Source organism: Caproicibacterium sp. XB2, from assembly GCF_044880635.1.
Taxonomy (GTDB): Bacteria; Bacillota; Clostridia; order Oscillospirales; family Acutalibacteraceae; genus Caproicibacterium; species Caproicibacterium lactatifermentans.
Window position 1 is genome coordinate 88,896 of the sequence record NZ_CP173227.1, and the last position, 25,062, is coordinate 113,957.

At 50.5% G+C, this 25,062-nt stretch carries 19 protein-coding genes; 14 read left to right on the top strand and 5 right to left on the bottom strand.

Features of this window, described 5'->3' with window-relative positions; all coding sequences use genetic code 11:
- Positions 1-65 precede the first annotated feature (65 nt).
- From ACIHKT_RS00370 to ACIHKT_RS00405, 8 genes are all read left to right on the top strand, one after another.
- Positions 66-2,120, top strand: coding sequence for a PRD domain-containing protein (locus tag ACIHKT_RS00370; protein WP_174192586.1), 2,055 nt, complete (start codon positions 66-68; stop codon positions 2,118-2,120).
- A 4-nt stretch (positions 2,121-2,124) separates the two neighbouring features.
- Positions 2,125-2,565, top strand: coding sequence for a PTS sugar transporter subunit IIA (locus tag ACIHKT_RS00375; protein ID WP_086034886.1), 441 nt, complete (start codon positions 2,125-2,127; stop codon positions 2,563-2,565).
- A 28-nt stretch (positions 2,566-2,593) separates the two neighbouring features.
- A complete protein-coding gene (locus ACIHKT_RS00380; RefSeq protein ID WP_086034887.1) occupies positions 2,594-2,860 on the top strand; it encodes an HPr family phosphocarrier protein in 267 nt (88 codons plus the stop codon).
- Positions 2,861-2,883: 23 nt separating this feature from the next.
- The gene (ptsP, locus tag ACIHKT_RS00385; protein WP_086034888.1) at positions 2,884-4,620 is read left to right on the top strand and encodes a phosphoenolpyruvate--protein phosphotransferase; all 1,737 of its coding nucleotides are present in this window, start codon (positions 2,884-2,886) and stop codon (positions 4,618-4,620) included.
- A 79-nt stretch (positions 4,621-4,699) separates the two neighbouring features.
- Positions 4,700-5,635 carry a 1-phosphofructokinase gene (gene pfkB / locus ACIHKT_RS00390; RefSeq protein WP_086034889.1) on the top strand — a complete coding sequence of 312 codons (936 nt, stop codon included), beginning with the start codon at positions 4,700-4,702 and terminating at the stop codon, positions 5,633-5,635.
- Between the two features lie 4 nt (positions 5,636-5,639).
- Positions 5,640-6,899 (top strand): zinc-binding dehydrogenase, encoded by a 1,260-nt coding sequence (locus tag ACIHKT_RS00395; RefSeq protein WP_086034890.1) that lies wholly within the window; start codon positions 5,640-5,642, stop codon positions 6,897-6,899.
- A gap of 381 nt (positions 6,900-7,280) precedes the next feature.
- Positions 7,281-10,085, top strand: a complete 2,805-nt coding sequence (gene secA / locus ACIHKT_RS00400) for a preprotein translocase subunit SecA (protein ID WP_404352504.1) — start codon at positions 7,281-7,283, stop codon at positions 10,083-10,085.
- Positions 10,086-10,275: 190 nt separating this feature from the next.
- Positions 10,276-10,416 (top strand): hypothetical protein, encoded by a 141-nt coding sequence (locus ACIHKT_RS00405; protein WP_174192588.1) that lies wholly within the window; start codon positions 10,276-10,278, stop codon positions 10,414-10,416.
- Positions 10,417-10,436: 20 nt separating this feature from the next.
- Here the strand turns inward: ACIHKT_RS00405 and fba are convergent, their stop codons facing one another.
- Together fba and ACIHKT_RS00415 are read right to left on the bottom strand one after the other, a co-directional pair.
- Positions 10,437-11,375: a class II fructose-1,6-bisphosphate aldolase gene (gene fba / locus ACIHKT_RS00410; protein ID WP_086034893.1), complete on the bottom strand. Its 939-nt coding sequence runs from the start codon at positions 11,373-11,375 to the stop codon at positions 10,437-10,439.
- Positions 11,376-11,476: 101 nt separating this feature from the next.
- Positions 11,477-12,280: a DNA-3-methyladenine glycosylase family protein gene (locus tag ACIHKT_RS00415; protein ID WP_086034894.1), complete on the bottom strand. Its 804-nt coding sequence runs from the start codon at positions 12,278-12,280 to the stop codon at positions 11,477-11,479.
- Between the two features lie 541 nt (positions 12,281-12,821).
- On the opposite strand from ACIHKT_RS00415, the gene rlmB reads away from it, so the two are divergent.
- From rlmB to ACIHKT_RS00445, 6 genes are all read left to right on the top strand, one after another.
- On the top strand, positions 12,822-13,607 hold the full coding sequence (gene rlmB, locus ACIHKT_RS00420; protein ID WP_086034895.1) for a 23S rRNA (guanosine(2251)-2'-O)-methyltransferase RlmB: 786 nt from the start codon (positions 12,822-12,824) through the stop codon (positions 13,605-13,607).
- A gap of 19 nt (positions 13,608-13,626) precedes the next feature.
- Positions 13,627-16,980 carry a hypothetical protein gene (locus ACIHKT_RS00425; protein ID WP_404352507.1) on the top strand — a complete coding sequence of 1,118 codons (3,354 nt, stop codon included), beginning with the start codon at positions 13,627-13,629 and terminating at the stop codon, positions 16,978-16,980.
- Positions 16,981-17,239: 259 nt separating this feature from the next.
- A complete protein-coding gene (locus ACIHKT_RS00430) occupies positions 17,240-19,306 on the top strand; it encodes an elongation factor G (RefSeq protein ID WP_086034897.1) in 2,067 nt (688 codons plus the stop codon).
- Between the two features lie 274 nt (positions 19,307-19,580).
- On the top strand, positions 19,581-20,603 hold the full coding sequence (locus ACIHKT_RS00435; RefSeq protein WP_174192597.1) for a methionine ABC transporter ATP-binding protein: 1,023 nt from the start codon (positions 19,581-19,583) through the stop codon (positions 20,601-20,603).
- A complete protein-coding gene (locus ACIHKT_RS00440) occupies positions 20,600-21,259 on the top strand; it encodes a methionine ABC transporter permease (protein WP_174192599.1) in 660 nt (219 codons plus the stop codon). The genes ACIHKT_RS00435 and ACIHKT_RS00440 overlap by 4 nt, the downstream gene beginning before the upstream one ends.
- A gap of 135 nt (positions 21,260-21,394) precedes the next feature.
- Positions 21,395-22,261 (top strand): MetQ/NlpA family ABC transporter substrate-binding protein, encoded by an 867-nt coding sequence (locus ACIHKT_RS00445; protein WP_174403094.1) that lies wholly within the window; start codon positions 21,395-21,397, stop codon positions 22,259-22,261.
- 178 nt (positions 22,262-22,439) lie between these two features.
- On the opposite strand, the gene ACIHKT_RS00450 is transcribed toward ACIHKT_RS00445, so the two are convergent.
- The 3 genes from ACIHKT_RS00450 to ACIHKT_RS00460 all read right to left on the bottom strand — a co-directional run bounded on the left by ACIHKT_RS00450 (position 22,440) and on the right by ACIHKT_RS00460 (position 25,043).
- On the bottom strand, positions 22,440-23,555 hold the full coding sequence (locus tag ACIHKT_RS00450; protein WP_086034901.1) for a M20/M25/M40 family metallo-hydrolase: 1,116 nt from the start codon (positions 23,553-23,555) through the stop codon (positions 22,440-22,442).
- A gap of 273 nt (positions 23,556-23,828) precedes the next feature.
- Positions 23,829-24,143 carry a YlmC/YmxH family sporulation protein gene (locus ACIHKT_RS00455; RefSeq protein ID WP_086034902.1) on the bottom strand — a complete coding sequence of 105 codons (315 nt, stop codon included), beginning with the start codon at positions 24,141-24,143 and terminating at the stop codon, positions 23,829-23,831.
- A 57-nt stretch (positions 24,144-24,200) separates the two neighbouring features.
- Positions 24,201-25,043, bottom strand: coding sequence for a C39 family peptidase (locus ACIHKT_RS00460; RefSeq protein WP_174192601.1), 843 nt, complete (start codon positions 25,041-25,043; stop codon positions 24,201-24,203).
- Between the last annotated feature and the right edge of the window lie 19 nt (positions 25,044-25,062).

Below are 25,062 nucleotides of genomic sequence, written 5' to 3' on the forward strand. Positions count from 1 at the left end.
AGGAATGCTGCCTCCTTTCCTCTGCTTATAGAAAAATAGCAGTCAACCGGAAAAGAGGTGGAAAAATGAAAGAGCTCTCAGCCCGGCAGAAGCTGATGCTTCGGCTGCTAATGGAACCAAATGGTATGGAGATTGGTGCACTGGCCCGGAGAATGGAAATCAGCGAGCGTACTGTATTCCGCGAAATGTCAGCTATCAATGATGTTTTGGAGGAAAAGATGGTTCGCATTGCAGTAAGCAGGTCTGTTTTAAAAGTGGAGGCTGGACCGAAGCAGAGGAAAGAATTAGCGCAGATGCTGCAGGATATTCCACGGCGTATGCTTTTAACACCGCGGCAGAGAATGCTGTTTATCTCGGCACAGCTGCTTCTGACAGATGAGGCGTATAAATCAGCTTTTTTCAGTTATCAGCTGCATATTACGGCGGGTACGGTCAGCCTGTATATGAATCGCATTGCCCAGTGGATGAAACAGAAAGGATTAACGCTTAACCGAGAATGCCGGTGCGGATTGAAAGTGGAAGGTACGGAATGGAACAAGCGCAACACACTGGTGACACTTATTTATGAGTATAAGCCGGTCAATAAGATTTTAGCCCATATTTACGGTGTTGACAGTGACCCAGTTCAGCAATTTTTCTTTCATGCTTTGTTTGGCACAGCTGTTATACAAATATCGCGGGATATTCTAAATCTGGTTTCACAGGAGCAGACGGACGATATTTTATACCTAACTTCCTTACTGCATACGATGATTTCCGTGAAAAGTATGGCGGACGGCCGGCCTATTTCTTTGCCGCGGAAACTGACACAAAGATTCCTGTCGAACGGCGGTGAATCTTTTGATTGGCAAGTACGAGCAATCCTACAGCAAAGGGAAATCCCAGCCTCAGCGGATGAGATTGTTTATATTGCGCTTCATCTGCCAGGGAAATGTCTTTCTAATAATGAAGAGGAGATTCTGCAGGGCTATGACGTAAAAGCGGATAATCTTGCGAAAGAAGTTCTGTATGAAGTAGGAAAAAATTTAGGCGTGGATACAGAAATTAGTGGTCGGCTGCGAAGAGGTTTGTCACATGACATTACACTGGCTGTTTATCGCGCGAACATGGGAATACAAGTAAAAAATGAACTGCTGCCGCAGGTGATGCAGCACTATGGGCGCCTTTATCAGGCAGTCAGCAGAGCGTGCAAATTGGTATTTTTAAAATATAATTTGTGCTTTCCAGCTGATGAAGTCGGTTTTCTGACGATGGAAATCGGCAACGCACTGGAAACGCGGGCTTATTTGGAAAAGAATCTCTCCATTTTGATTATTTGTCCAAACGGTTTGTTTGCTTCCCACATTCTTTATGACAAGGTAAAAGGAATCGTCCGTGCCAGTGACAAAATCGAAGTGGCATCGTTGAAAGAATGGTCAGAAAGCACACAACACTATGACTTGGTCTTATCAACCGTTGAAATAGAGCCACGCGAGGGACAAAACATTTTGGTTGTTTCACAGTTCCTAAATAATCAGGATATTACGCGTATTCATACATGTGTAGACCGCATTCGCAGCCAAACGGATTATTCACTTCAGAAAAGGCCTGCCGCTGACAATCAACCGATAGAAACAGCGGAAGAAAAGAAACTGATTTTCGAGATGGTCGACTCCCTGCAGCTGGAGAAAATACCCAAAGAACCATTTGAGCAGATGGTCGACCGTATTGCTGCCGAGCTTTTTCGGCAGCACAGAATTGCAGACCCAAAAGAAATCACCCATTTGATTTTGCAGAGAGAAAAGACCGGCAGTATTGTTGTACCACAGACAAAGGTGTCCCTGCTGCATGTCCGTTCAGACTTAGTTCACTCCCCATTTGTTGGTGTATACCGCATTGCGGAGGGAGAAATATGTATGCGGGGTGTCGGATTCGTATGGGAACCGGTAAATACGTTTTTGGTTATGTTGGCACGGTCCAGCGAAACAGCATCTGTACTTGAAAAAATGGGGCGCATGAGTGTGGCGCTGATTGAAGATAAAACCTTTCCCAAAATGCTGCGCACGGGCACATTGGGGGAACTGAAGACAAAACTGTGCTGTATTTTGACGCAGCCAGCGGACACTGAAAGGAGCGAATAAGGTTATGGCAGCAGAGGTTTTGCAGCTGAGGAATATTGTAATCGGACAAAAAACGGAAAGCAAACAGCGGGCAATCGAGCGCGTTGGACAAATGCTGGTAGACAGCGGCTATGTTACTCCCAGATATATTGGGGGCATGAAGAAACGGGAAGAGGAGTTTACAACCTATATTGGCGGAGGAATTGCGATTCCGCATGGTGTCAATGAATATAAGAAAGAGATTCTTTCCACAGGCCTTGCTGTGGTACAGTACCCGCAAGGCGTGATATTCGGCAAGGATAAAATTGCTTATCTGGTCATTGGTATCGCCGGAAAAGGTGATGAACACTTGGACTTGTTGACAAAAATCGCACTGACTGTGCAGGACACCAAAAATATTGAGTGCCTGCGCTGTGCGAAAACACCGCAGGAAATTCTGGATATTATCAACGAGGGCAGTAAGTAAACAGAAAAGAAAGGAAGGCACTGCGATTATGATACAAAAGACATTTACACTGCACAGCCAGTACGGGTTTCATCTGCGTCCGGCACAAGTAATGGTGGAGACGATGACACCGTTTGCTTCAGATATCCATATTCAGACAGGAAATGATTCCGAAGCGGATGCTAAAAGTCTGCTGGGCCTGATGAGTTTGGGATTGGCAGACAGACAGAGCGTGCAAGTGGAAATCAGCGGAAGCGATGAAGCGGAGGCCATGTCTGCAATGGAGCAGCTGTTCCAGACAAATTTCGGCGAATAAACCATCGGCGAGGTGTGAGAAGAATGAAAGAAAAAATCTATCACGGAATCGGTGTTTCTGAGGGAATCCGTGTTGGAAAGGCGCTGGTGTATGGCAGCAGGGTCCTGCCCCATGCGGACCGGACCATTACAGCGGAAGAAGTACCGGCGGAACTGGAACGCCTGCAAAACGCTGTTGAACAGGCGAAAAAAGAAGTGGACCGGCTTATTGTCTGCGCTTCATCTCAGCTGAAAGGAACTGAAGCGGAGGTCATTCGGGGACAAAAAACCTTTTTGTCGGACCCGGCTTTCTGCCCGGCGATGAAAAAACTGGTGAAAGAGAAACAATACGCACCAGAAAAAGCCGTCCGAGCCGTCACGGAACAGTATGCTTCTTTATTTGCAAATATGGACAACGCGTATATGCGGGAACGTGCCGCAGATGTACGGGACGCTGGCCGGCGTCTGCTGCGGTACCTTACGGGCAGTGAAACAGTGCATTTAAAACATCTGACCGAGCCGGTTATCCTGGTCGCAGACGACCTCTCGCCGTCCGACACCATTCAGTTTGACCGCAGCTGTATCCTTGCATTTGCCACACAGAAAGGGGGAAAAACCTCCCACACCTCTATTTTTGCGAAGTCGCTGGGCATTCCAGCCATAGTTGGAATCCCAAATTTACTGGAGCAGATAAAAACCGGAGATACGGTGATTCTAGATGGACAGCAAGGAACTTTTACGTTGTCACCGACCCCACAAACTACTGAGGTCTATTCCGCAAGAATAAAAAGAGAGGAGGAGAGAAAAGAGCGGTATATGCAGGCATCCAGACAGAATGCACACACCTTGGACGGAAAGCGCATAGTTGCCGCAGCCAATATCGGTTCGGCCGCGGATGCGCAGAATTCACTTGCAATGGGTGCAGAAGGCGCAGGCTTGTTCCGTACAGAACAGATGTATTTGTCCCGCAGTTCTGCCCCGACAGAGGAAGAACAGTTTGCCGTTTATAAGAAGGTAGCAAAAATTTATGGCCACCGGCGCGTGATTGTGCGTACACTGGATATCGGTGGCGATAAAGAAGTAGATTATTTGGGAATTGCCAAGGAAAGCAATCCGTTTCTTGGTTGCCGCGCCATTCGCTACTGTTTAAGGAACGAGCATGTTTTTCTTACACAGTTGCGGGCCATTTTAAGGGCTTCTGTTTATGGCAGCATTGCGGTTATGTTCCCTATGATTTCCGGCCTGCAGGAACTACGGCGGGCAAAGGATATGCTGCAAAAAGCAAAAGAACAGCTGAAGGCATTGCACCTGCCATTTGATGAGTCCATTCCAGTTGGAATTATGGTAGAAGTTCCTGCCGCGGCTATTATGTCGGATATTCTTGCAAAAGAAGTTGACTTTTTCAGTATCGGTACAAACGATTTGGTGCAGTATACATTGGCAGTGGACCGTGGAAACGAGACCATATCCTATTTATATGATTATTTTGACCCGGCAGTTATTCGTCTGATACAGCATACTTCACAGGCTGCGCACACAGCCGGCATTCCACTGGGTATGTGTGGTGCCATGGCGGGAGACCCGCTGGCAGTACCGTTACTAGTGGGGCTGGGACTGAATGAATTGAGTATGCCGGCCGGGTCGCTTCCACAGGTAAAGTATTTGATGGGCCGGCTGTCAGCAGGCAGCTGCCGCCGCTTGACTGAGCAGGTGATGTCCTGCCGCACCGCACAGCAGGTACGACTGGTCCTGCAGGACTATCAGAATAAAAACAAAGAATGATTCTGTTGGTCTTTTATAAAAGAAGAAAAAATAATGAAAAACAGACATCTGGTGTCTTTTAAATGGAGGCTGCTTGCACATGCTGTATACTGTAACCGTTAATCCGGCTTTGGACAAGACCGTGGAAATTCCGAATTTCTCCGTGGGGGAAGTAAACCGCATTCAGACCATGCGTGCTGATGTCGGCGGCAAGGGAATTAATGTTTCCAAATGTATTGCTGTGTTGGGCGGTGATACCACCGCATTGGCATTGCTGGGTGGCAGCGTGGGGAAAGGGATGCTTGCTTTCCTGCAGCAGCAGCCCCATATAGAGCCGCTGTCAATAGAAACTGCCGGACAAACGCGCACAAACCTGAAAATTATCGACTCGGTGCGCGGTGTGAATACCGATATTAACGAACCGGGACCAGCGGTTTCCGGCAGAGAATTTGCGGATTTGCAGAATCTGCTGCTGGAACGTCTGCAGCCGGGGGATATAGTTGTTTTGGCCGGCAGCCTGCCGACAGAGGCGCCCGTTTCCCTTTATCGGGACTGGGCGGTGCGCTGCAAACAGGAAGGCGCGCAGGTTTTTCTGGATGCAGACGGTGAACCACTGAAACTGGGAGTGGAAGCAAAACCAGACCTTATCAAGCCAAACAAAGAAGAACTGGAGGCACTGGTGGGGACACATCTGCTGGGTGAAAAGGATATTCTGCGTGCGGCACGAATGCTGATGAAACATGGTGTCGGCCGTGTTGTGGTTTCACTGGGCAGCGACGGTGCACTGTTCTGTTCATCGGAAAGCACGCTGCGGGCTTCTGCCCTGCAGGTGCCGGTAAAGAGCACAGTTGGCGCCGGCGATTCTATGGTTGCGGCACTGGCCTATGGTTCCATGCAGAGAATGAGCTGGGAAGAACAGGCGAAGCTGTCGGTAGCCTTCAGTGCGGCCAGCGTTATGTGTGACGGCACGCAGGCTCCGGAACTGAAAACAGTCAAGAAATTATATAAAAAAGTTGTCATTACGGAGGTAGCATAATACAATGAAAACAAGAGCAGTGCGTTTGTACGGCGCAAATGATCTTCGTACAGAAGAATTTGACCTTCCAGATATTAAAGACGATGAAATCCTTGTGAAAGTTGTTTCTGACAGCATTTGCATGTCTACTTATAAATGCGCGATTCTGGGAAAGGCACATAAGCGTGTGCCGCAGAATGTGGATACACACCCGACAATTATGGGACATGAATTTGCCGGTGATATTGTCAAGGTCGGCAAAAAACATCAGAATGAATTCCAGCCGGGTATGAAATTCGCACAGCAGCCGGCTTTAAACTATAAAGGCACCATGTGGAGCCCGGGATATTCTTATGAATTTTTTGGCGGCGACTGCACATATTGCATCATTCCGCCGGAGGTGATGGAGCTGGGCTGCCTGATTCCGTATACCGGCCGTGCTTATTATGAAGCTTCTTTGGCGGAGCCGATGTCGTGCTGCATTGGCGCTATGCACGCTTGCTTCCATACAGAAATGGGCAGCTATATACACAGTATGGGAACAAAGGAGAATGGCACCATGGCACTGCTGGCGGCGGCTGGACCAATGGGTATGGGCGCTGTTGATTATGCACTGCACAGTGGCCGCAACCCCCGTTTGTTGGTGGTTGCTGATATCAGCAAAGAACGTCTGGAGCGCGCATCAAGAATGTTTTCTGCGGAGGATGCTGCGAAAATCGGAACGGAAATTCATTTTGTAAATATTGCCGGAGAAGATAATCCAGCGGCTCTGCTGCGGAAGTATGCACCGGATGGATATGACGATGTGTTTGCCTTTGCGCCGGTCACTTCTGTGTGTGAGCTGGCCTCTGCAGTGCTGGGCCGCGATGGCTGCCTTAATTTCTTTGCAGGTCCGACAGATAAAAAGTTTTCGGCAAAACTCAACTACTATGATGTCCACTATAATTCGGCCCATGTTATTGGTACAACCGGCGGAAATATGAGCGATTTAAAGGAATCCCTGCGCCTGTCCTCTGCTGGGCAGACCAATCCTGCCGTGATGGTTACTCATGTTGGAGGTTTGAATGTTGCAGCGGAAACAACATTGAACCTGCCGAAAATCCCGGGTGGAAAAAAGCTGATTTATACGCATTTGAATATGCCGTTGACTGCTATTTCAGATTTCCCGAAGATTGGAGAAAAAGACCCACGCTTTGCCGCACTGGCAGAGATTACCGAGGCACATAATGGTCTTTGGTGCCCAGAAGCGGAAGAATATCTGCTGAAAAATTGCAAACAGGACTGATTCTGAAAAGGGAAAATCTGCAGCAGAGCGAACAATACCATATTTTAATGCCGAATCCGGAGAAAGACTCTTATTTATCCCAGGATTCCCATAAACTATATTTATCGGAAACACATGCATTGATATTGAGAGTGGACTAACTGCCGGACAGAAAATACATTTTCAAAATTATCAAGTTTTCGCCAGTCAGTTCACTGCCGTTAGAAATTCCGAAAGGCACGCGCCTGCTTTCCCTGCAGGAGCGCGCTTTTTTCTGTTTTCGTTTCCTTGAAATACCTTTCCTTTTGAACCGCTCTATGCTATAATCTAAAAGAATGTAGAGATTTTGAATGTAAATATTTAGGAAATTATAGTTCTTAATAACCGCTATGAGGTGAAGATATGCCAAATAATATTCTGTCCAGATTCTTTGGAAATTACAGCAAGCGTGAACTGAAGCGGATTCAGCCGATGTGTGATGCTGTCATCTCCAAGGAAGACAAGTATAAGGCGTTGTCAGACACAGAGCTGCAGGCACAGACTCCCGCCCTAAAGGAACGTTTGGCAGACGGCGAAAGCGTAGAGGACATTCTGCCGGACGCTTTCGCCGTCTGCCGGGAGGCAAGTGCCCGTGTGCTGGGAATGCGTCACTTCCCGGTGCAGGTGCTCGGCGGCATTGTTCTGCATCAGGGCCGTATCGCGGAGATGAAGACCGGCGAAGGCAAAACACTGGTCGCCACGCTGCCGGCTTACCTCAACGGTCTTACAGGCAAGGGCGTGCATATCGTTACGGTCAACGATTATCTGGCCCGCCGCGACAGTGAGTGGATGGGAAAAGTTTACCGTTTCCTGGGCCTTTCCGTTGGTCTGATTACCCACGAAATGGACAGCGCTGCCCGCAAGGAAGCATATAACGCGGATATTACTTACGGCACCAACAACGAATTCGGTTTTGACTATCTGCGTGACAACATGGTCATCTATAAAGAGGATAAGGTACAGCGCGGTCATCATTTTGCCATTGTCGATGAGGTGGACTCCATTCTGGTTGATGAGGCGCGTACTCCGCTGATTATTTCCGGCCCTGGTGAAAAGTCCACGGAAATGTACACAGTTGCCGACCGTTTTGTCCAGACGCTGAAAATGGTTAAAGTTGCGGAACTGAATGATAAAGAAGACAATGACGCGCTGTACACGGACGCGGATTACATTGTAGATGAAAAAGCGAAAACTGCGACGTTAACGCCCTCCGGTGTAAAAAAGACAGAATCCTACTTCCATGTGGACAACCTTACGGACGCGGAAAATATCGGCCTGCAGCACTATGTGAACCAGGCGATTAAGGCCCGCGGCGTTATGACGCGTGATGTAGATTACGTGGTCAAAGATGGGGGAGTCATTATCGTCGATGAATTTACCGGCCGCTTGATGTATGGCCGCCGCTATAATGAGGGACTGCATCAGGCAATCGAGGCAAAAGAAGGCGTGCAGGTCGCCCGTGAGAGCAAGACGCTGGCAACCATTACCTTCCAGAACTATTTCCGTCTATACAGCAAGCTTTCCGGTATGACCGGTACGGCCATGACCGAAGAGGACGAATTCCGCGAAATCTATAAGTTGGACGTTGTCGAAATTCCGACCAACAAGCCGATGATTCGCAAAGACCTGCATGATGTAGTCTATAAAACAGAAAAGGCGAAGTTCAACGCGGTTATTGATGATGTTGAGGAACACCACAAAACCGGCCAGCCGGTTCTGGTGGGCACCATTTCTATTGATAAGAGTGAGCAGCTGTCCAAGCTGCTGAAACAGCGCGGTATTAAGCATGTTGTCCTGAACGCAAAGTACCACGAAAAAGAAGCAGAAATCGTTGCACAGGCCGGCAAAAAAGGCGCCGTCACCATTGCCACCAACATGGCAGGCCGTGGTACCGATATTATGCTGGGCGGCAACAGCGAATATATGGCAAAGAGCGAAATGCGCCGTATGGGCTTCAGCTCTGAGATGGTTGCGCAGTCGACGGCTTATGGGGAAACGGATAACAAAGATATCCTCAATGCCCGTAAAACGTACAGCACATTGGAAGACAAGTATAAAAAGGAAATTAAACCGGAAGCGGACGAAGTGCGCAAGGCGGGCGGCCTTTACATTATCGGCACCGAACGCCACGAATCCCGCCGTATTGACAACCAGCTGCGCGGTCGTTCCGGCCGTCAGGGCGACCCCGGTATGTCCCGGTTCTATATTTCTCTGGAAGACGACTTGATGCGTCTGTTCGGCGGCGAACGTGTATCCGCTATGATGGAAACACTGAAGGTCGACGAAGATACACCGATTGAAAACAAGATGCTGACCAAGACCATTGAAAATGCACAGCGCAGGATTGAGGGCCGCAACTTTGCTATTCGTAAAGACGTGCTGAAGTATGACGATGTCAACTCCCGCCAGCGCGAAGTTATTTATAAACAGCGTGACCAGGTACTGGATGGCGCCGACGTGCATGAGCAGATCATGGGTATGGTCAAGCAGGCAATCGAAAATCAGGTGAAGGTTTTCCTGCCGATGGATGAAACCAATATTGATAACCCGCGGCACGACTGGAATATGGATGGCCTGCGTGACCGCTATATGGGATGGCTGCTGAAACAGGGCGACCTTTCCTACACGGAAGACGAGCTGAAAACGCTGAAGCCGGAAGATGTGACCGGAACTCTGTACGAAAAGGCAGAAGAAATCTGCAGCGTGCGTGAGGAGAAATTCGGCAAGGACGTTTGCCGCGAACTGGAACGTGTGGTTCTGCTGAAAAACGTTGATACAGAGTGGATGGACCATATCGACTCTATGGAAGAACTGCAGCGCGGCATTCGTCTGCGTGCATACGGCCAGAAAGACCCGGTCGTAGAGTATCGCATGGAAAGCTATGATATGTTTGATGCGATGATTGATGCCATTCGGGAAAATACTGCCCGTATGCTGCTGACCGTTCGCCTGCAGACAGCGGAAGAACCGCAGCGGGAACAGGTCATGGACCCGACTGCTGCCTCCGGCGCAGAGGGAACAACGGACGACCATACGGCACCGGAAAAGCACAAAGGCCATAAAATCGGCCGCAACGAGCTGTGCCCGTGCGGCAGCGGCCTGAAGTGGAAGAAGTGCACCTGTGCAAAGTATCATCCGCAAGACGGCAGCCAGCCGTATGTAGAGTAAAAGAATAAAGAAAATCCGCAGACACGCTGCCTGTGGATTTTTTTATTAGGGTAAAAAAAGGAAGGACTGCACCAGTCAGGGCAAAGAAAAACATTGCGGAACTGTATCACGTGCTGCAGTCCAGCTGTGGACGAGGACACGCGAATCTGGGCCTGAGTATGGCATTCCACATTTCTATGCGGATAACCATTTGATACGAGAATTGTCCCAACCATTTTCGATTCTTTCCCTAAAACACGTCGGCGAAAGCCAGCACTATCATTTGCTGGTACAAAAAGCTGCCCGCCGAAAGGAATCCCTTTCAGTGGGCAGCTTTGTTTATACGAAATAAAGCGATTTAGAGAGCGGACATTAGGCCTTGCCGTTGCAGCCCATAACATCCGTAATCTTGTGAGAAACCATGTCCTTGACTGCTTCACGTGCAGGTCCAAGGTACTGGCGCGGGTCGAAGTAATCCGGATGGTCATGGAAGCACTTGCGGATGGTAGCAGTCATAGCCAGACGAATGTCGGAGTCGACGTTAATCTTGCAGACAGCCATCTTTGCGGCTTTGCGCAGCTCGCTTTCAGGAATGCCGATTGCATTTGGCATATTGCCGCCGTAAGTGTTAACAACCTTTACAAATTCCTGCGGGACACTGGAAGCACCGTGCAGGACAATTGGGAAGCCGGGCAGACGCTTGGAAACTTCCTCCAGAATGTCAAGACGCAGCTTCGGGTTCTGGCCAGGTTTAAACTTGTAGGCCCCGTGGCTGGTGCCAATGGCAATAGCGAGGCTGTCCACGCCGGTACGCTTTACAAAATCCTGCACCTGGTCGGGGTCTGTGTACATGGCCTTGTCCGCTTCAACGGAAACGTCATCTTCCACACCGCCCAGGGTGCCCAGTTCCGCTTCTACGGTAACATTGTACTTATGTGCGTACTCCACGACTTTTGCAGATTCAGCAACATTTTCTTCATAAGGCTTGGAAGAGCCGTCAAACATAACGGAAGTGAAGCCGTCATCAATGCAGGCTTTGCACATTTCGTAGGACGGACCGTGGTCCAGATGCAGCACAATCGGGATTTCCGGATGCTCTGCCACAGCAGCCTCTACCAGCTTAACCAGATAGGTAGGGTTGGCGTAGGCGCGGGCGCCCTTGGAAACCTGCAGAATGACGGGCGCGTTCAGCTCGCCGGCTGCTTCGGTGATGCCCTGGATAATCTCCATATTGTTTACGTTGAAAGCACCGATTGCGTAACCGCCGTCGTATGCTTTTTTAAACATTCCCCTGGTGTTTACTAATGCCATGGGTCTCACACTCCTGTTAACTTTTATTTTGGCAAATCTTATTATACAACAAACCAAATAAAAAAGAAACATTAAGAAGGACAAACTTCCAGCTAGACGGCTTACTTGTGCGAAACAGTTCGGCCCGCCTGCTGCCGAACCCAACAAAAGATATACTGCTGGGCAAGACCGGCCGCCGGTCCGAAAGATGATGGCGCCACACCGGGAAACCATTGTGCCATGGCTCGCTTAATCCAAACATCTTTTGGAAAAGCTTCCATACGGTGCAGGCCGTACAGCAGGGTGCAGTCGGCCACTTTTGGCCCGACACCAATAATTGTCATCAACTGACGCCGTGCTTCTTCCAGCGGTGCGGTGCGCAGCGCTTCCAGATTCACCGTACCGCTGGCAACTTTTTCGGCGGCGTCCAACAGATACCGTGCCCGGAAGCCGCATCGCAGCGGCGCAAGGTCTTGCTCCGTTTGGCCCGCGAGTGTTTCGGCGGAAGGAAACGGGTGCAGGCTTTTCTGCTGACGCAGGCCGGACATAATTGGGGGCAGGGATTCTTCCTGGCCGCCGCACAGCCGGTTGATAATTCCCTGAATGCGGGGGATATTATTGTTTTGTGAGAGAATGAAGGAACATAGTGCTTCCCACGGGTCCTGCCGCAGAATATGGATACCCATACCAAGCTGAGCAGCTTCCCGCAGGGTGGGATACAGGACGGCAAGCTGCCGCTGCAGTGTGTCATAGTCGGTGCCCAAGTCAAAATAGCTGCACCAAAAAGGGTCTGCTTTTAACAGCGGCAGGTCTTTTTGGGAGACGGTCAGGAAGCGTCCGCCCGCTGTGCCCGAAAACACACCCGGTGCGGTTTCCTGCCAGCGGAAGCACTGCCCGCACAGCAGTGTTTTGCGAAGATTCAACATTTTTTCTCCTTTGCATGAAATAGTAAAAGGAATCAACTAAATGTATAAAGAGCATAATTATGTAAATTTAAGGCGGACTTTCACCAATTTGCAGAAAGCCGATTCTTCCTGCACAGTATATCACGAAAATACGGAAAGTTGAAGAATTCATGTAATTTCGTTTACATAATATAGTTTTTACCAGAGGTGAATAACCTTTCCACCGGCTTTTTGTACTGACTTATCCACAGTTTCAACTGAGTTTTCCACATTCTCCACCAAGTTTTCAACTTAAATTATGTAAACCTGTGGAAATACAGTTTGTATAACGGGGGGCTTCAGCGGGAAAAAAGCAGAAAGTGGGTTCCAATTTTTGGTGCCCAACGCTTTTTCGACAGAGTATCCTTTTGCGCCGAAAATAGGGACGCCGCGGATTCTGCGGAATGGCTGCCGAGTATGGCGAAACCATGAACTTTCCAACATTTTTTTGGAAAGCGCGTGCAGGAGTAGTACCCTTGTGGTATAATCAAATATTATGGGAAATGTATATGGAGGAACCAGAATGAAACCGAATCGCTTGGAGCAGGACGGCCGCGTGCGCGGCGATGATGTGATAGCAGGCCGCAACGCTGTTGCGGAGGCATTGAAAAGCGGACGCCCGCTGGAGGCGCTGTACCTTGCCCGCGGTGTGCACGGCGGAAGCCTTGGCACCTTGACGGCAAAAGCCCGGGAAGCTGGCATACCGGTAAAGGAAGCCGATGCCCGCAAGTTGGACGCTATGTGCGGTGGGGCTGCCCATCAGGGTGTCGTTGCGGTTGCATCGGTTAAGCCCTATGCAACGCTGGACGACGTGTTTGCTCTGGCAGAATCCCGCGGAGAGCCGCCGTTCCTTATTGTGGCAGACGGTCTGGAAGACCCGCATAATCTGGGCGCAGTGCTGCGGGTGGCAGAGTGCGCGGGCGCGCATGGTGTGATTATCCCCAAGCGGCGCAGCGTTGGGCTGACCTATGCGGTCGGTAAGGCCAGCGCCGGTGCAGTGGAATATGTGCCGGTCGTGCGGGTAAATAGCCTGCCAACTGTGCTGGAGGAGCTGAAAAAGCGCGGGGTGTGGCTGTATGCCGCCGATATGGACGGCGAGCCGTGGTGCACCGTGGATTACGCCGGACCGTGTGCCATGGTCATCGGCAGTGAGGGCTTTGGTGTCAGCCGCCTGGTAAAAGAAAAGTGTGACTTTGTCATTTCCCTGCCCATGAAAGGAAAAATCAATTCCCTGAATGCTTCTGTCGCTTGTGGAATCGTATGTTATGAAGTTCTGCGGCAGCGCGCGGGGATCCACTCTAAACGCTAAGTAGAAAGTGGGGAGTAAGATGGAGAACCAGGACAAAAATCATATAGCAGATACACCGGAGAATTCCCTTCAAAAACCGGAAGAACCAATGGCAGATGCCATGGCTTTTTCTTCTACTGCCAAAAAAGAACGCCGCGAAGAGGCGGAGCAAAAGCTGGAAGAGCAAAGACGCCGGGAAGAGGAAGAAAAGCGGCGTCAGGAAGAAGAGAAGTGCCGCAAAGCACTGCAGGAAAAGCAAGAACGGGAAGCCCGCGAGAAAAAAGCGCAGGAAGAGCGGAAACAGCGCGAAGAGCAGGAAAAACATCGGCAGGAACTGCAGGAAAAACAGGATCATGAAGCCCGTGAAAAAGCAGAGCGGGAGGAGAAGGAGCGCCAAGAGGCACTGCAGAAAAAGCAGCAGCAGGAAGAAGAAGAGCGTGCCCGGGAGCGGGAACAGGCAGAAGAAGAACGCGAACAGAAAAAAGAACAGGAAGAGCGTGTCCGTCAGGAAGCCAAAGAATCGGCTGCTACAGAAAAGCAAAAGAAGCACGAAGAGAAAAAGAACCGCCGAAAAAAGAAAAAAGAAGAGATGAGCCTTAGGAAGCAGGACAAACTTCGCCGCCGGAACAAAAAAGAAACGGCGGAGGAGGAAGACCCTTATTATGGCCTGAAACTCAAGTCCCGCGAGGAATACCAGAAAGAGTATGAGGAAACCCTCTCCTTTAAACCCATTCGTCCGGAAGAGGATAGCGAAAAGACAGGCACCTTTACTTACCTGTTTGATAAGGACGATACCGGTATTGACCCGGCCATGAGGGAAAAACTGAAGAACCTGCATGAAAAGCGCCGCCGCCGTGTCAATGAAGTGGTCAAAGAAACCGGCACCAATGACGTGGCCAAAGAAGATATTTATTCCATTACAACGGCCATCAGCTTAGATGATATCCGCAAAGAGGCGGCAAAAAAGGGCGTGGACATCAGCCAGCAGCCAATTCCGCTGGAAGAGCCGCAGAAACCGCGGGAACGTCCCCGGAAAGAAGAAGACAAGCCGTCCATACAGGACCCGCAGGAACGGCCACTGCCTATGCAGGCGGTACAGAATCCGCAGATAGATGCACATTTGCCGGAAGGTGAAAAGACAACGTACCGGCCCACTGGTACGCCGGTACATATTGTACCGCTGAATGACCTGACAACGCCTGTTTTTAATGAGTCCCGCGCTTATCCGCGTGTCAGCCGCAGCGCACCCAAAGAGGAGAAGATGCCCCGCAAAGAGGAACGGGCTTCCCGCCCAGTGATTGCGGCGCCGGCAGCGGAGAAACAGGAAGAAACAGCGATACCGGTTAGCAGGCCGGTTGTTCCGGCGAAGGTGCCGGACCGCTTTGCAGACGCGGCTGTCCCGATAGACAAAACAGATGTGAAGGAAAAGCCGCTGAAGAAAAAGGCGTCTGGCCGTCCGATTGTACAGCTGACAGAAAAAAGCGCACCGGCCGATCAGCCGCAGGAGCCGGTTAAAGAAGCGGAGCTGCCCAAAAAGAAGTCATCCAGCCGTACACCTGTACAGCCGGACAAAAAGATACAGGAACCGCAGCACCGAACACCACCCGTGGAAAAGCCCGCAGCGAGAAAACCGCAGCCGCTGCATATTGCGGGAAGGCCGGAAGAACTGGACGACTACAATGCGCCGGAAGACGCAGCAGCTATTTTCCACCAGCTTGGCGGGGCTCTGCGGGAGCTGGCGCTTCGGCTTTCCATTACCGGAATCTGCAGTGTGCTGGAACTGATTTTCGGTGTGATGGGTGAATTTGGTATTCTGGGTACTTCGGCACTTGGAACAACCGTTTACCTATTAAGTAGCCTTGTGTTCCTTGCAGTGGCGGTCGCTTTTTGCGGTGTCACCGTGTTTGGCGGACTGAAAGCACTGGTCCGACTGCGGGCCAACGCGGACAGCGGTGTGGCAGTTGCCAGTATCGTCGGTTTGATACAGGGCGTGTATTCTTTATTTGCGCAAAACGCCTTTGGCAAGGGTCAGCTGTACCTGTATACAGTGGTTGTCTGTGCAGCGCTGTTCCTCAATACGCTTGGGAAACTGCTGATGGTACGCCGCGTAAATAAGAATTTCCATTATATCACGTCACCGGGTAAAAAATATGCGGTGGAAAAGTTTGATGACCACAACACGGCCCTGCAGATGGCAGAAGGTGTTACCATAGATACACCGGAAATTGCCTGCCAGCGGGAAACCGGATTCCTGAAAAACTTCCTCCGCCTGTCTTACAGCGATGACCCCAGTGACCGCAGCAGCCAGTTCCTTGCGCCGGTTTTGTTCTGTGCCAGCCTGATACTGTTCCTGCTGATGCTGCTGTTCATTCAGCCGGGGGACGTGGGCAGCGCGCTGACCGCTTTTGCGGCGGCAACCTGTGCAAGCATTCCGCTGATGAATATGCTTTCAGTTAACCTTCCGCTGTCGCGTGTCAGCCATGTGGCGACACAGTGCGGCGGCATGATTATCGGCTTCCCGGCTGTGCAGTATTTTTCGGGTGCCAATGCAGTGCTGGTAGACGCAAAGGACTTATTCCCGCGCGGAAGCATTGTTTTGAACGGCATTAAAACGTTCCGCGGCCAGCAGATGGATTCTGCTATTATCGATGCGGCGGCCCTGCTGCAGGCAGCGGGCGGCCCGCTGAGCAGTCTGTTCAGTCAAATTACCCGCAGCCAGATGGCGGGTGCGCCCAAAGTGGAAAATATCCAGTATGAGGACGGCCTTGGCATTTCCGGCTGGGTTGGCGGGCGCCGTGTGCTGATTGGCAGCCGGAAGCTGCTGTCCCACCACAATGTGACGCCGTCCAGTGAAGAACTGGAAAAGAAATACATGAAGGGCGGCCGTCAGGTTGTTTACCTTTCAGTCAGCGGTGAGCTGTCTGCTATGTTTATCATCACTTATAAAGCGGACCGTCACCGTTCACAGGAACTGCAGCGCATGGAAGATAATGGCATTTCCCTGATTGTGCGCAGCAATGACCCCAATGTGACGGCACCGTTTCTGGCGGCTCTGTTTGGGCTGGATACGCATACGGTACGTGTCCTGCCGGACCGGTTGGGACAGGTATATGAGTCCATGGAAAAGCAGCCGAAGAAGGAAGCAAATGCGCTGATTGCGACCAGAGGGCGCACCACAACGATGATGCGTCTGGTAACAGCCTGTGTGCGGCAGCGGTCGAACATCTCGCTTGCCGTGGTTTTGCAGAACGTCAGTGCAGTGCTGGGCTTTGTTCTGGTAGCCTTCCTGTGCTGGCAGAAAGGTATGCAGCAGGTCAGTACCTTGGGCATATTTATTTATGAAGCGTTCTGGTGTTTGGCTATTTGGCTGGTACCAAAATTGCGGAAACCGTAACCAATCGAATATAGGAAAGCTGATGGCCCCGTGTGGGTCACCGGCTTTTTTTATGGTTAGCAGCGGCCTGCTTTTGCCCACGAAAGACGCTGCACACGGAATGCATTTTGATATTTTGCACAAAAAGGATTATATACATATGTATTAGTTATCAAATGTTGCTGAATCTCTTGCCTTGTGTGGTAATATGATATATAATTATGGCAATATGATAATAGATATTTATTAAAAACAACTACCCGTGAAGGGAGAAAGAGCAATGAAATCGTATTCTGCAAAAAACATTTTAAATATTGCGCTGGCAGGCCATTCCGGCGCCGGCAAGACCAGTATTGCGGAAGCTATGCTGAAGCTTTCCGGCGCGACTGACCGCCTCGGCAAAGTGGACAGCGGCAATACCGTATGTGATTACGACCCGGAGGAGGCTCGCCGCGGGGTAAGCATTTCCGCCGCAGTGGCACCGCTGGAGTGGAAGGGATATAAAATAAATCTGCTGGACGCTCCCGGGCTGTTCGACTTTGCCGGTGCAGCTGCCGAAGCGGTGCGTGCGGCGGACAGTGTGCTCATTGCCGTCAGTGGACGTGACGGCGTGTGTGTCGGCACAAAAAAGGCCGTTGCCGCGGCAGACAGCCGCGGGCTGGCCAAAGCTTTCTTTGTCAATGGACTGTGCGATGAGAGCGCTCGCTTTTACCATGTGTTTGAGGATTTGAAAGCGAGCTTCGGTCCGGCGGTTTGCCCGGTTGTCGTGCCGTACATACAGGACGGGCAGGCAAATATTTATATTAATTTACTGGAATACAAGGCCTATGATTACTCCAACGGCGCACCGGTCGAGGTGAAAATGCCGGATATGGGGGACCACCGTTTGCAGGGACTACGCACGGCCATCTGTGAGGCTGTTGCTGAAACAAGTGACGAGATGTTCGAAAAGTATTTTTCTGGACAAGAATTTACACCGGAGGAAGTCATTGTCGGCGTGTCCCACGGCGTAAAGGCCGGCACCATTATGCCGGTATTTTGCGGCGATGCACTGTTGATGCGCGGCATGGAACAGTTCCTGGATGGGATTGTCTGGCTGCTGCCCAGCGCGGCGGAAAAAGCCGCTGAAATCGGCACGGATGTCAACGACGACCCGGTGGAATTGCAGGTAAATGAAGAAGCGGCAACGGCGGCAATTTGTTTTAAGACGATTGCGGACCCCTTTGTCGGCAAGGTCAGTTTCCTCAAGTGCGTTTCCGGAAAAGTGGAACAGGACGGCATCCTTATCAATATGCGTACAGGTGGAAGTGAGCATATCGGCAAGGTGGTGCTGATGCGCGGCAAAAAGCAGGAAGATATGCGTGTGATTCCCGCCGGCGATATCGGTGCAGTGCTGAAGCTGTCCGGAACTGCTACAGGGGATACCCTGTGTGCGCCTGCCCGCAAGGTGACGCTGGACGGCGTGGACTATCCCAACGCGCCGCTGCGCATGGCTATTCTGCCAAAGCAGAAGGGCGAGGAAGATAAAATTGCGCAGGCTATTTTCCGCCTGATGGAAGAGGACCCGACCATTGGGTATGAAAATAATGTGGAAACACATGAAATGGTTATTTCCGGTCTGGGTGAACAGCATCTAGACGTTGTGCTTTCCAAACTGCAGAATCGCTACGGCGTAGAGGCGGTTCTAAAAACACCGCGTGTGCCCTACCGCGAAACAATCCGCAAGACTGTAAAGGTACAGGGACGCCACAAAAAGCAGACCGGCGGCCACGGGCAGTTCGGTGATGTATGGATTGCGTTTAGCCCCTGCGACAGCAAAGATATGGTCTTTGACGAGCACGTTGTCGGCGGCAGCGTGCCGAAGGGGTATTTCCCCGCCGTAGAAAAAGGGCTGCGGGAGTGCATTTCCAGCGGGCCGCTGGCCGGATACCCGGTGGTGGGACTGCACGCGACCCTGTATGACGGCTCCTACCATCCGGTGGACAGTTCTGAAATGGCCTTTAAGACAGCGGCCAGCTTAGCCTATAAAGCCGGTATGCCGCAGGCGGACCCGGTTCTGCTGGAGCCAATCGGTACGCTGAAAGCAACCGTTCCGGATGGCAATATGGGCGATGTAATGGGTGCTGTCAACAAGCGCCGCGGCCGTGTGCAGGGCATGGAACCGGCACAGACCGGCTACCAAACGATTGAAGCAGAAGTGCCGGTATCAGAAATGGCGGACTTTTCTACCTTCCTGCGTCAGGTGACTCAGGGCCAGGGCACTTATACTTTTGCTTTCGCAAGGTATGAACAGTGCCCGCCGCAGATTGCGGAAAAAGTGATTGCGGCCGCCAGACAAGACGGCTGATACAAACGGATACAAACAAAAAGGCAGGCCCTGTTTAGCAGGCCCTGCCTTTTTGTTTGTGTAATCATGATTCATGAAAGTATTTTATAACAGCTGTAAAATGTATTTTTGCAGACTGTTTTCGCTTCCATTTGATACATTACTAAAATAGTATATAAATTCTCAGTGCTTTTATTTGGGATTTTTTACTTGACAGACGCTCCACTTTTACATACAATATAGACAATTCATATAATAATTGTATAGATTAGCGAAACGAAGAAGGCCAGATAGCATGATTCAGTTTGTAAATGTCAGCAAGGAATTTTCAAGCAGCACCGAAAATGTTAATGCACTGCGCGGAGTGAACCTTACCATCGAAAAGGGCGACATTTTCGGTGTTATCGGTTTCAGCGGCGCGGGAAAATCCACCTTGCTGCGTATGGTAAACGCACTGGAAACACCAACTGCCGGTCAGGTATTGGTGCAGGGAAAAGACTTGGAAAAGATTCCCCCTGCCGAACTGCGCAAGGAACGCAAGAAGATTGCCATGGTGTTTCAGCAGTTCAATTTGCTGGATTCCCGCACGGTCTTTGACAACGTCGCCATGCCGCTGAAATTAAACCATATATCCAAAGTACAAATCGCCGACCGGGTGGAGAAGCTGCTCACATTCGTTGAACTTTCTGATAAGTGGGATGCCTACCCCGCAAAGCTTTCCGGAGGGCAGAAACAGCGTGTCGGCATTGCCCGCGCACTGGCGACACAGCCGTCCATCCTGTTATGTGACGAACCCACCAGCGCGCTCGACCCCAAAACGACCGATTCCATTTTACAACTGCTGCAAAAGGTCAACCGGGAGCTGGGCGTTACTATCCTGATTATTACGCATCAAATCAACGTTATTCAAAAAATTTGCAACCGTGTTGCTGTTATGGAAAGCGGCCGTGTTGTTGAGCAGGGGACGGTTTTGGATGTTTTTAGCCACCCGAAAGAATCCATTACCAAAGATTTCGTTTCCACGGTCATTGATGACCACATACCGGAAAGTATTAAAAAATCCATTGCCACCGAGACACGGAACAGCACCATTATGCGACTGCACTTTCTTGGCAGCAATTCCCGTGAAGCACTGATTTCCGCCATCAATAAAAAATTTGATGTGGAAACCAACATTCTGTTTGCTTCTGTACATGAACTGCAAGGAACCGTGCTTGGCACACTGGTGCTTCAGCTGGTTGGCCCGCGGGAAGAAATTGCGGCAGCGGAAACGTATATCCAAAAATCGGATGTTGACTTTGAGGAGGTAGCCGTATGATTGACCTTGACATACCAAATGAAAAAATCCTGCTGGCGGCACAGCAGACTATTTATATGGTCGGCATTGCTTTAATTATCGGCACCATTCTTGGCGCCGCCATGGCAGTTATCCTTGTGCTGACTCGAAAAGGCGGCATCCGCCCAAACAAAATCGTGTACGGCATTCTGAATGCTGTCATTAACGTGGTGCGCAGTATTCCGTTTATTATCTTAATGGTTTTTATTATGCCGCTGACGAAGGCTATTGTTGGCACACGTATCGGTACAACAGCCGCCATTGTTCCATTGGTCGTGTTCATTGCTCCGTACCTTGCGCGTTTGCTGGAAAGTTCCTTACTGGAAGTAAACCGTGGCATTGTAGAAGCGGCGCAGTCTATGGGTGCCACCACATTTCAAATCATCTGGCATTTCCTGTTGCCGGAATCCAGCGGTTCGCTTATCCTTGCATTGACTAACGGCGCCATTGGCCTTTTGGGTGCCACCGCAATGGCGGGTGCTATCGGTGCAGGCGGTGTTGGTGACTTGGCGCTAACCTACGGCTATGAGCGTATGAATTTCCCGCTGATGCTGTTCACTATCATTGTGCTCATTGTTTTTGTGCAGCTGATTCAAGTGCTGGGAAACTTTCTTTCCCGCAGGCTGCGGCATAAATAAACAGCAAAACAGGAAGCAACAAGACAGAGAGAACCTGCAAGGAAGGTTCTCAAGACTTTTTACAACGCAAAGTCATGATATAAAAATGCACATTTTCAAAACACAGAAGAAATTTGAGAGGAGAGGTATTTCATTATGAAAAAGGATTTTATCATCCGTAAAATTACCGCACTCGGACTTGCTGCATTGTTTGCGTCCGTTTCCCTTACCGGCTGCGGTGAAACTGCCTTCTCGTCGTCCGGAAGCACTGCTTCTACCGCGCAGGCAAAAAAGGAATTAAAATTCAGTAAATCGCAGGGGCCGTACAGCGAACTTTTCCAAAAAGGAGTTCAGCCCATTCTGGAGAAAAAAGGATACAAAATTAACGCCGTCGATATGTCTGACCTTTCGCAGGCCGATTCTGCTCTAAATGACGGCGAGGTTGACTTTAATGTAGAACAGCATGTAGCCTATATGAACAATTTTAACAAAACGCAAAACGGACATCTTGCGGCGGTCACACCGATTCCAACGGTTCCGGCCGGTATCTATTCCGGTTCCAAAACTGCGCTGAAACAGCTTACCGATGGATCCAAGATTGCTGTTCCAAATGACGCTGCCAACACCGCACGCGCCTATGTGCTGCTGCAGAAAGCTGGATGGATTAAACTGAAAGCCGGTATAGAACCTACCAAGGCCACACAGGAGGATATTGCAGAAAACCCGTACCACATCCAGTTTGTAGAAATGAAATCCCTAAATATTCCATCTGTGCGCTCCGATTTTGATTTCATTGTTATTACCGGCTCTATCGTATACAATGCAAAAATTGACCCCTCCACCGCACTGCTTGAGGAGGACATTCTGCCCGACCTGATGCTGCATCTGGTTGTAAAAGATTCCGATGAAAACAGCCAGTGGGCAAAGGATATTGCCGCCGCTTACCAGTCTGATGAATTTAAGACATACCTCGACAAAAACAACAACGGTCTGTGGACGGTACCTGATTACAGCAAGAAATAAAGCACGCTTCTAACACACTTTTCCATATTATTCTCAAAACGAAGCGACAACCGCAATACTCGAAAACTGCGGCTGCCGCTTCGTTTTGTTGTCTTTATGGGAGCTTGTACTACTTTGGCGGTTTCGTTCGCCGCCATGTTTGGAACGTTGGAGCAAAATCCACCATAAGCAAAAATTTTTAAATTTTCGCTGTCATGAGTTTCTGTGTAACTTTCGCCGCTTTCTGCAAATCTTTCGTGGTTGTGTATTCATCGCAGGAATGGCAGCGATACATGGCACTGGAAATGACCAGCCCCGAAATGCCGTGCCGCGCAAACTGGTTTGCGTCACTGCCGCCAAAGGTACGAAATAGATTTAGCTCCACGCCGGATGCGCGGCAGGCAGCGGCATAGCGCTGCACAACCGGATGACTCTTGGAAATTTCATAGGCATAGCAGCCAAAGCGGCTGCTGACACGGCAGGACGCGCCGAATGATTTTGCAGCATTCTGAAACACGGTAATCACATTTTGCAGAACCCGCTCGGCAGTTTGGTGGGAGTAGGAGCGCAGTTCTCCGCTGACTACGCATTTATCCGGTACAATGTTGGTTGCTGTTCCGCCTTGAATGGTGCCGATATTCAGCGTTGTTTCTTCATCCGATTTTCCCATTTTCAACTTGCTGACTGCCAAGGCCGCCGCCGCAACCGCATGAATACCCTCCTGCGGGGCAAATCCGGCATGCGCGGCCTTGCCGGTCAGCTCAAACGTAAAGGAGCAGATGGTGGGTGCGGCATAAGCTGCGCCACCCACCGCGCCGCTGAGGTCAAGCACATAGGCTTCCTTTGCGTGGACCTTGCTGTAATCGAATACTTCACTGCCGCAGTCATAGGGTTCTTCCGCAATCGTGAATAGAATCTCCAGTGGGCGATGGGGAAGAGAGTCCTCTTTGATGGATTCCAGTGCCTCCAGAATGATGGAAAGCCCGCTGACATCATCCGCACCAAGCACGGTAGTGCCATCGCTGGTGATGGTGCCATCCGGGTGAACCGTTGCTTTTTTCCCAAGTGCTGGTGCCACAGTATCCATATGCGCAGCAAACAAAAGCGGCTCACCCTCCTGCGTGCCGGGCAGGGTTGCCAGCAGGTTGCCGGCGGTGCCATTTGTCTTTTTGGCGGCATCATCCTCCACAACGGTCAGCCCCAATTCTTGTAGGCGTTTTGTCAGGAAGTCCGTCATGGCGCGTTCCCCAAAAGACGGGCTGTCAATTTTCGTCAAGCTGCAAAAGGCTTCTGTAATTCTTTTTTGGCATATCATTGTGTACCACTCCTGACAATCTAAATTATAAGCAAAATGGTAATATATAAATTTATATATGATTGTATATACTTGCAGGAAATTTGTCAAGTAAGTGCAGAAAACTTTTTATGCCATACGGTAAAGCTGACAAAACTGTACACGCGAACATGGCATTTGATATTTCACGGTGATTTCGTGACAGCATAGAAAACACCCCCAAAGTAGTTACAGCATACCATACTGTTTCACTTTGGGGGTGCAGTTCAAAACGGGCTTTTGTATGTGCATCATTTAAAGAGAGGAGTCATGCGGAGAGGGCGGCCCTTCTTCTTTTACGGCCAAACCCTTTTTTTTGCTGTCACGCAGCGGAGATGAGGTATCCACCAGAATGATGTCCTGCCCAATCAGCCGAATGTCCGACCACGGCACAATTTTGTCGTCTTCCCGGCCGAACAAACCGAAAAAGCGCAGCCTGCCGTAAATGACCAGCGCCAGCACCGAGGCCGTGTCGGTGTCAATTTCCACATCCCCAACATTTCCCAGACGGGTTCCGTCACGTACATTGATTACTTCCTTGCGGTGCAGGTCATATACTCTGCTGTGCAACGCAAATCACCTCTTATCAATGCCTATGCAAAAGGGATATGGAAAATGCCGGGAAGGTCATTCCCTTGTCCGGCTTACTGTTACACAGTGGCGGCCAAGCTGATTGTAGCGTTCTTCGGTCAGCTGCCGTGTCAGGCGGGTGGGACCGGCGGTGTTTTCCGGGTCCTCCAGCCAGCAGCAGGTTTGGTCATAGCCGACCAGAACCATGCAGTCGGTGTTCCTTGGCCAGCAGCAGGTGCCACCCTCCGGTGTATTCCATTTGAGCGGGACAGAGGGCTTGTCCATATTGACCGTTGCCCACAAAAGCACCGGTTCACCATTCGCAACATATTTTTGCAGAAGACTGTCCAGTGAGGCACCGGTTGCGTCCTTTGCCCGCAGCTGCGGCGGCAGCAGCTGGGATAGCGACGCGGCGACAGGATCGGCAAAACAGCCGGCACTGCCTTTTTTGCGCGGGTTACCGGCAAAGGCCGTATTGGGGTTTGGACCGAGCAGACCACCGCTTTTTGCCTGTTGCAGCGGTGCCTTTTGCAGAGAAGACACGACGCTGTCCAAACTAGCCGGAATGCCCCAGTAGTGCAGCAGCATCAGCTCACTGACAGATTCACTGCCGCACGGCAGCAGGTTCGTGGCGCTGCAGTAGGGAAGCTGCAGCTGCAGTGAAACAGGCGGCGTTCCGGGGCGGCTTCCCTTTTCACTGCCGGTTCGGGGCATTGCGCTGGCATGGAAAAATCCCAGTGTGCCGAAACCGACGGTACTTACCAGAAGAAGGCTTAAGCATTTGCGGCGCAGACGCGCGGCACATTCCTTCGGGGAATTGCGGCGGCCATAGTGCAGCATTTGTTTTTGCTGTATCCATTTTTTTCTCAGCAGAATCCAGACGTTTCGCATTTTGTCCATCAACTCCTGCCTGCTATTC

What these genes read in the sequence shown, in the direction of transcription:
- ACIHKT_RS00445 (WP_174403094.1), top strand. Translation starts at nt 21,395, where the DNA reads ATGAAAAAGGATTTTATCATCCGTAAAATTACCGCACTCGGACTTGCT.
- ACIHKT_RS00395 (WP_086034890.1), top strand. Translation starts at nt 5,640, where the DNA reads ATGAAAACAAGAGCAGTGCGTTTGTACGGCGCAAATGATCTTCGTACA.
- ACIHKT_RS00430 (WP_086034897.1), top strand. Translation starts at nt 17,240, where the DNA reads ATGAAATCGTATTCTGCAAAAAACATTTTAAATATTGCGCTGGCAGGC.
- ptsP (WP_086034888.1), top strand. Translation starts at nt 2,884, where the DNA reads ATGAAAGAAAAAATCTATCACGGAATCGGTGTTTCTGAGGGAATCCGT.
- ACIHKT_RS00460 (WP_174192601.1), bottom strand. Translation starts at nt 25,043, where the DNA reads ATGGACAAAATGCGAAACGTCTGGATTCTGCTGAGAAAAAAATGGATA.
- rlmB (WP_086034895.1), top strand. Translation starts at nt 12,822, where the DNA reads ATGAAACCGAATCGCTTGGAGCAGGACGGCCGCGTGCGCGGCGATGAT.
- ACIHKT_RS00450 (WP_086034901.1), bottom strand. Translation starts at nt 23,555, where the DNA reads ATGATATGCCAAAAAAGAATTACAGAAGCCTTTTGCAGCTTGACGAAA.
- ACIHKT_RS00435 (WP_174192597.1), top strand. Translation starts at nt 19,581, where the DNA reads ATGATTCAGTTTGTAAATGTCAGCAAGGAATTTTCAAGCAGCACCGAA.
- fba (WP_086034893.1), bottom strand. Translation starts at nt 11,375, where the DNA reads ATGGCATTAGTAAACACCAGGGGAATGTTTAAAAAAGCATACGACGGC.
- secA (WP_404352504.1), top strand. Translation starts at nt 7,281, where the DNA reads ATGCCAAATAATATTCTGTCCAGATTCTTTGGAAATTACAGCAAGCGT.
- ACIHKT_RS00375 (WP_086034886.1), top strand. Translation starts at nt 2,125, where the DNA reads ATGGCAGCAGAGGTTTTGCAGCTGAGGAATATTGTAATCGGACAAAAA.
- ACIHKT_RS00425 (WP_404352507.1), top strand. Translation starts at nt 13,627, where the DNA reads ATGGAGAACCAGGACAAAAATCATATAGCAGATACACCGGAGAATTCC.
- ACIHKT_RS00415 (WP_086034894.1), bottom strand. Translation starts at nt 12,280, where the DNA reads ATGTTGAATCTTCGCAAAACACTGCTGTGCGGGCAGTGCTTCCGCTGG.
- ACIHKT_RS00370 (WP_174192586.1), top strand. Translation starts at nt 66, where the DNA reads ATGAAAGAGCTCTCAGCCCGGCAGAAGCTGATGCTTCGGCTGCTAATG.
- pfkB (WP_086034889.1), top strand. Translation starts at nt 4,700, where the DNA reads ATGCTGTATACTGTAACCGTTAATCCGGCTTTGGACAAGACCGTGGAA.
- ACIHKT_RS00380 (WP_086034887.1), top strand. Translation starts at nt 2,594, where the DNA reads ATGATACAAAAGACATTTACACTGCACAGCCAGTACGGGTTTCATCTG.
- ACIHKT_RS00440 (WP_174192599.1), top strand. Translation starts at nt 20,600, where the DNA reads ATGATTGACCTTGACATACCAAATGAAAAAATCCTGCTGGCGGCACAG.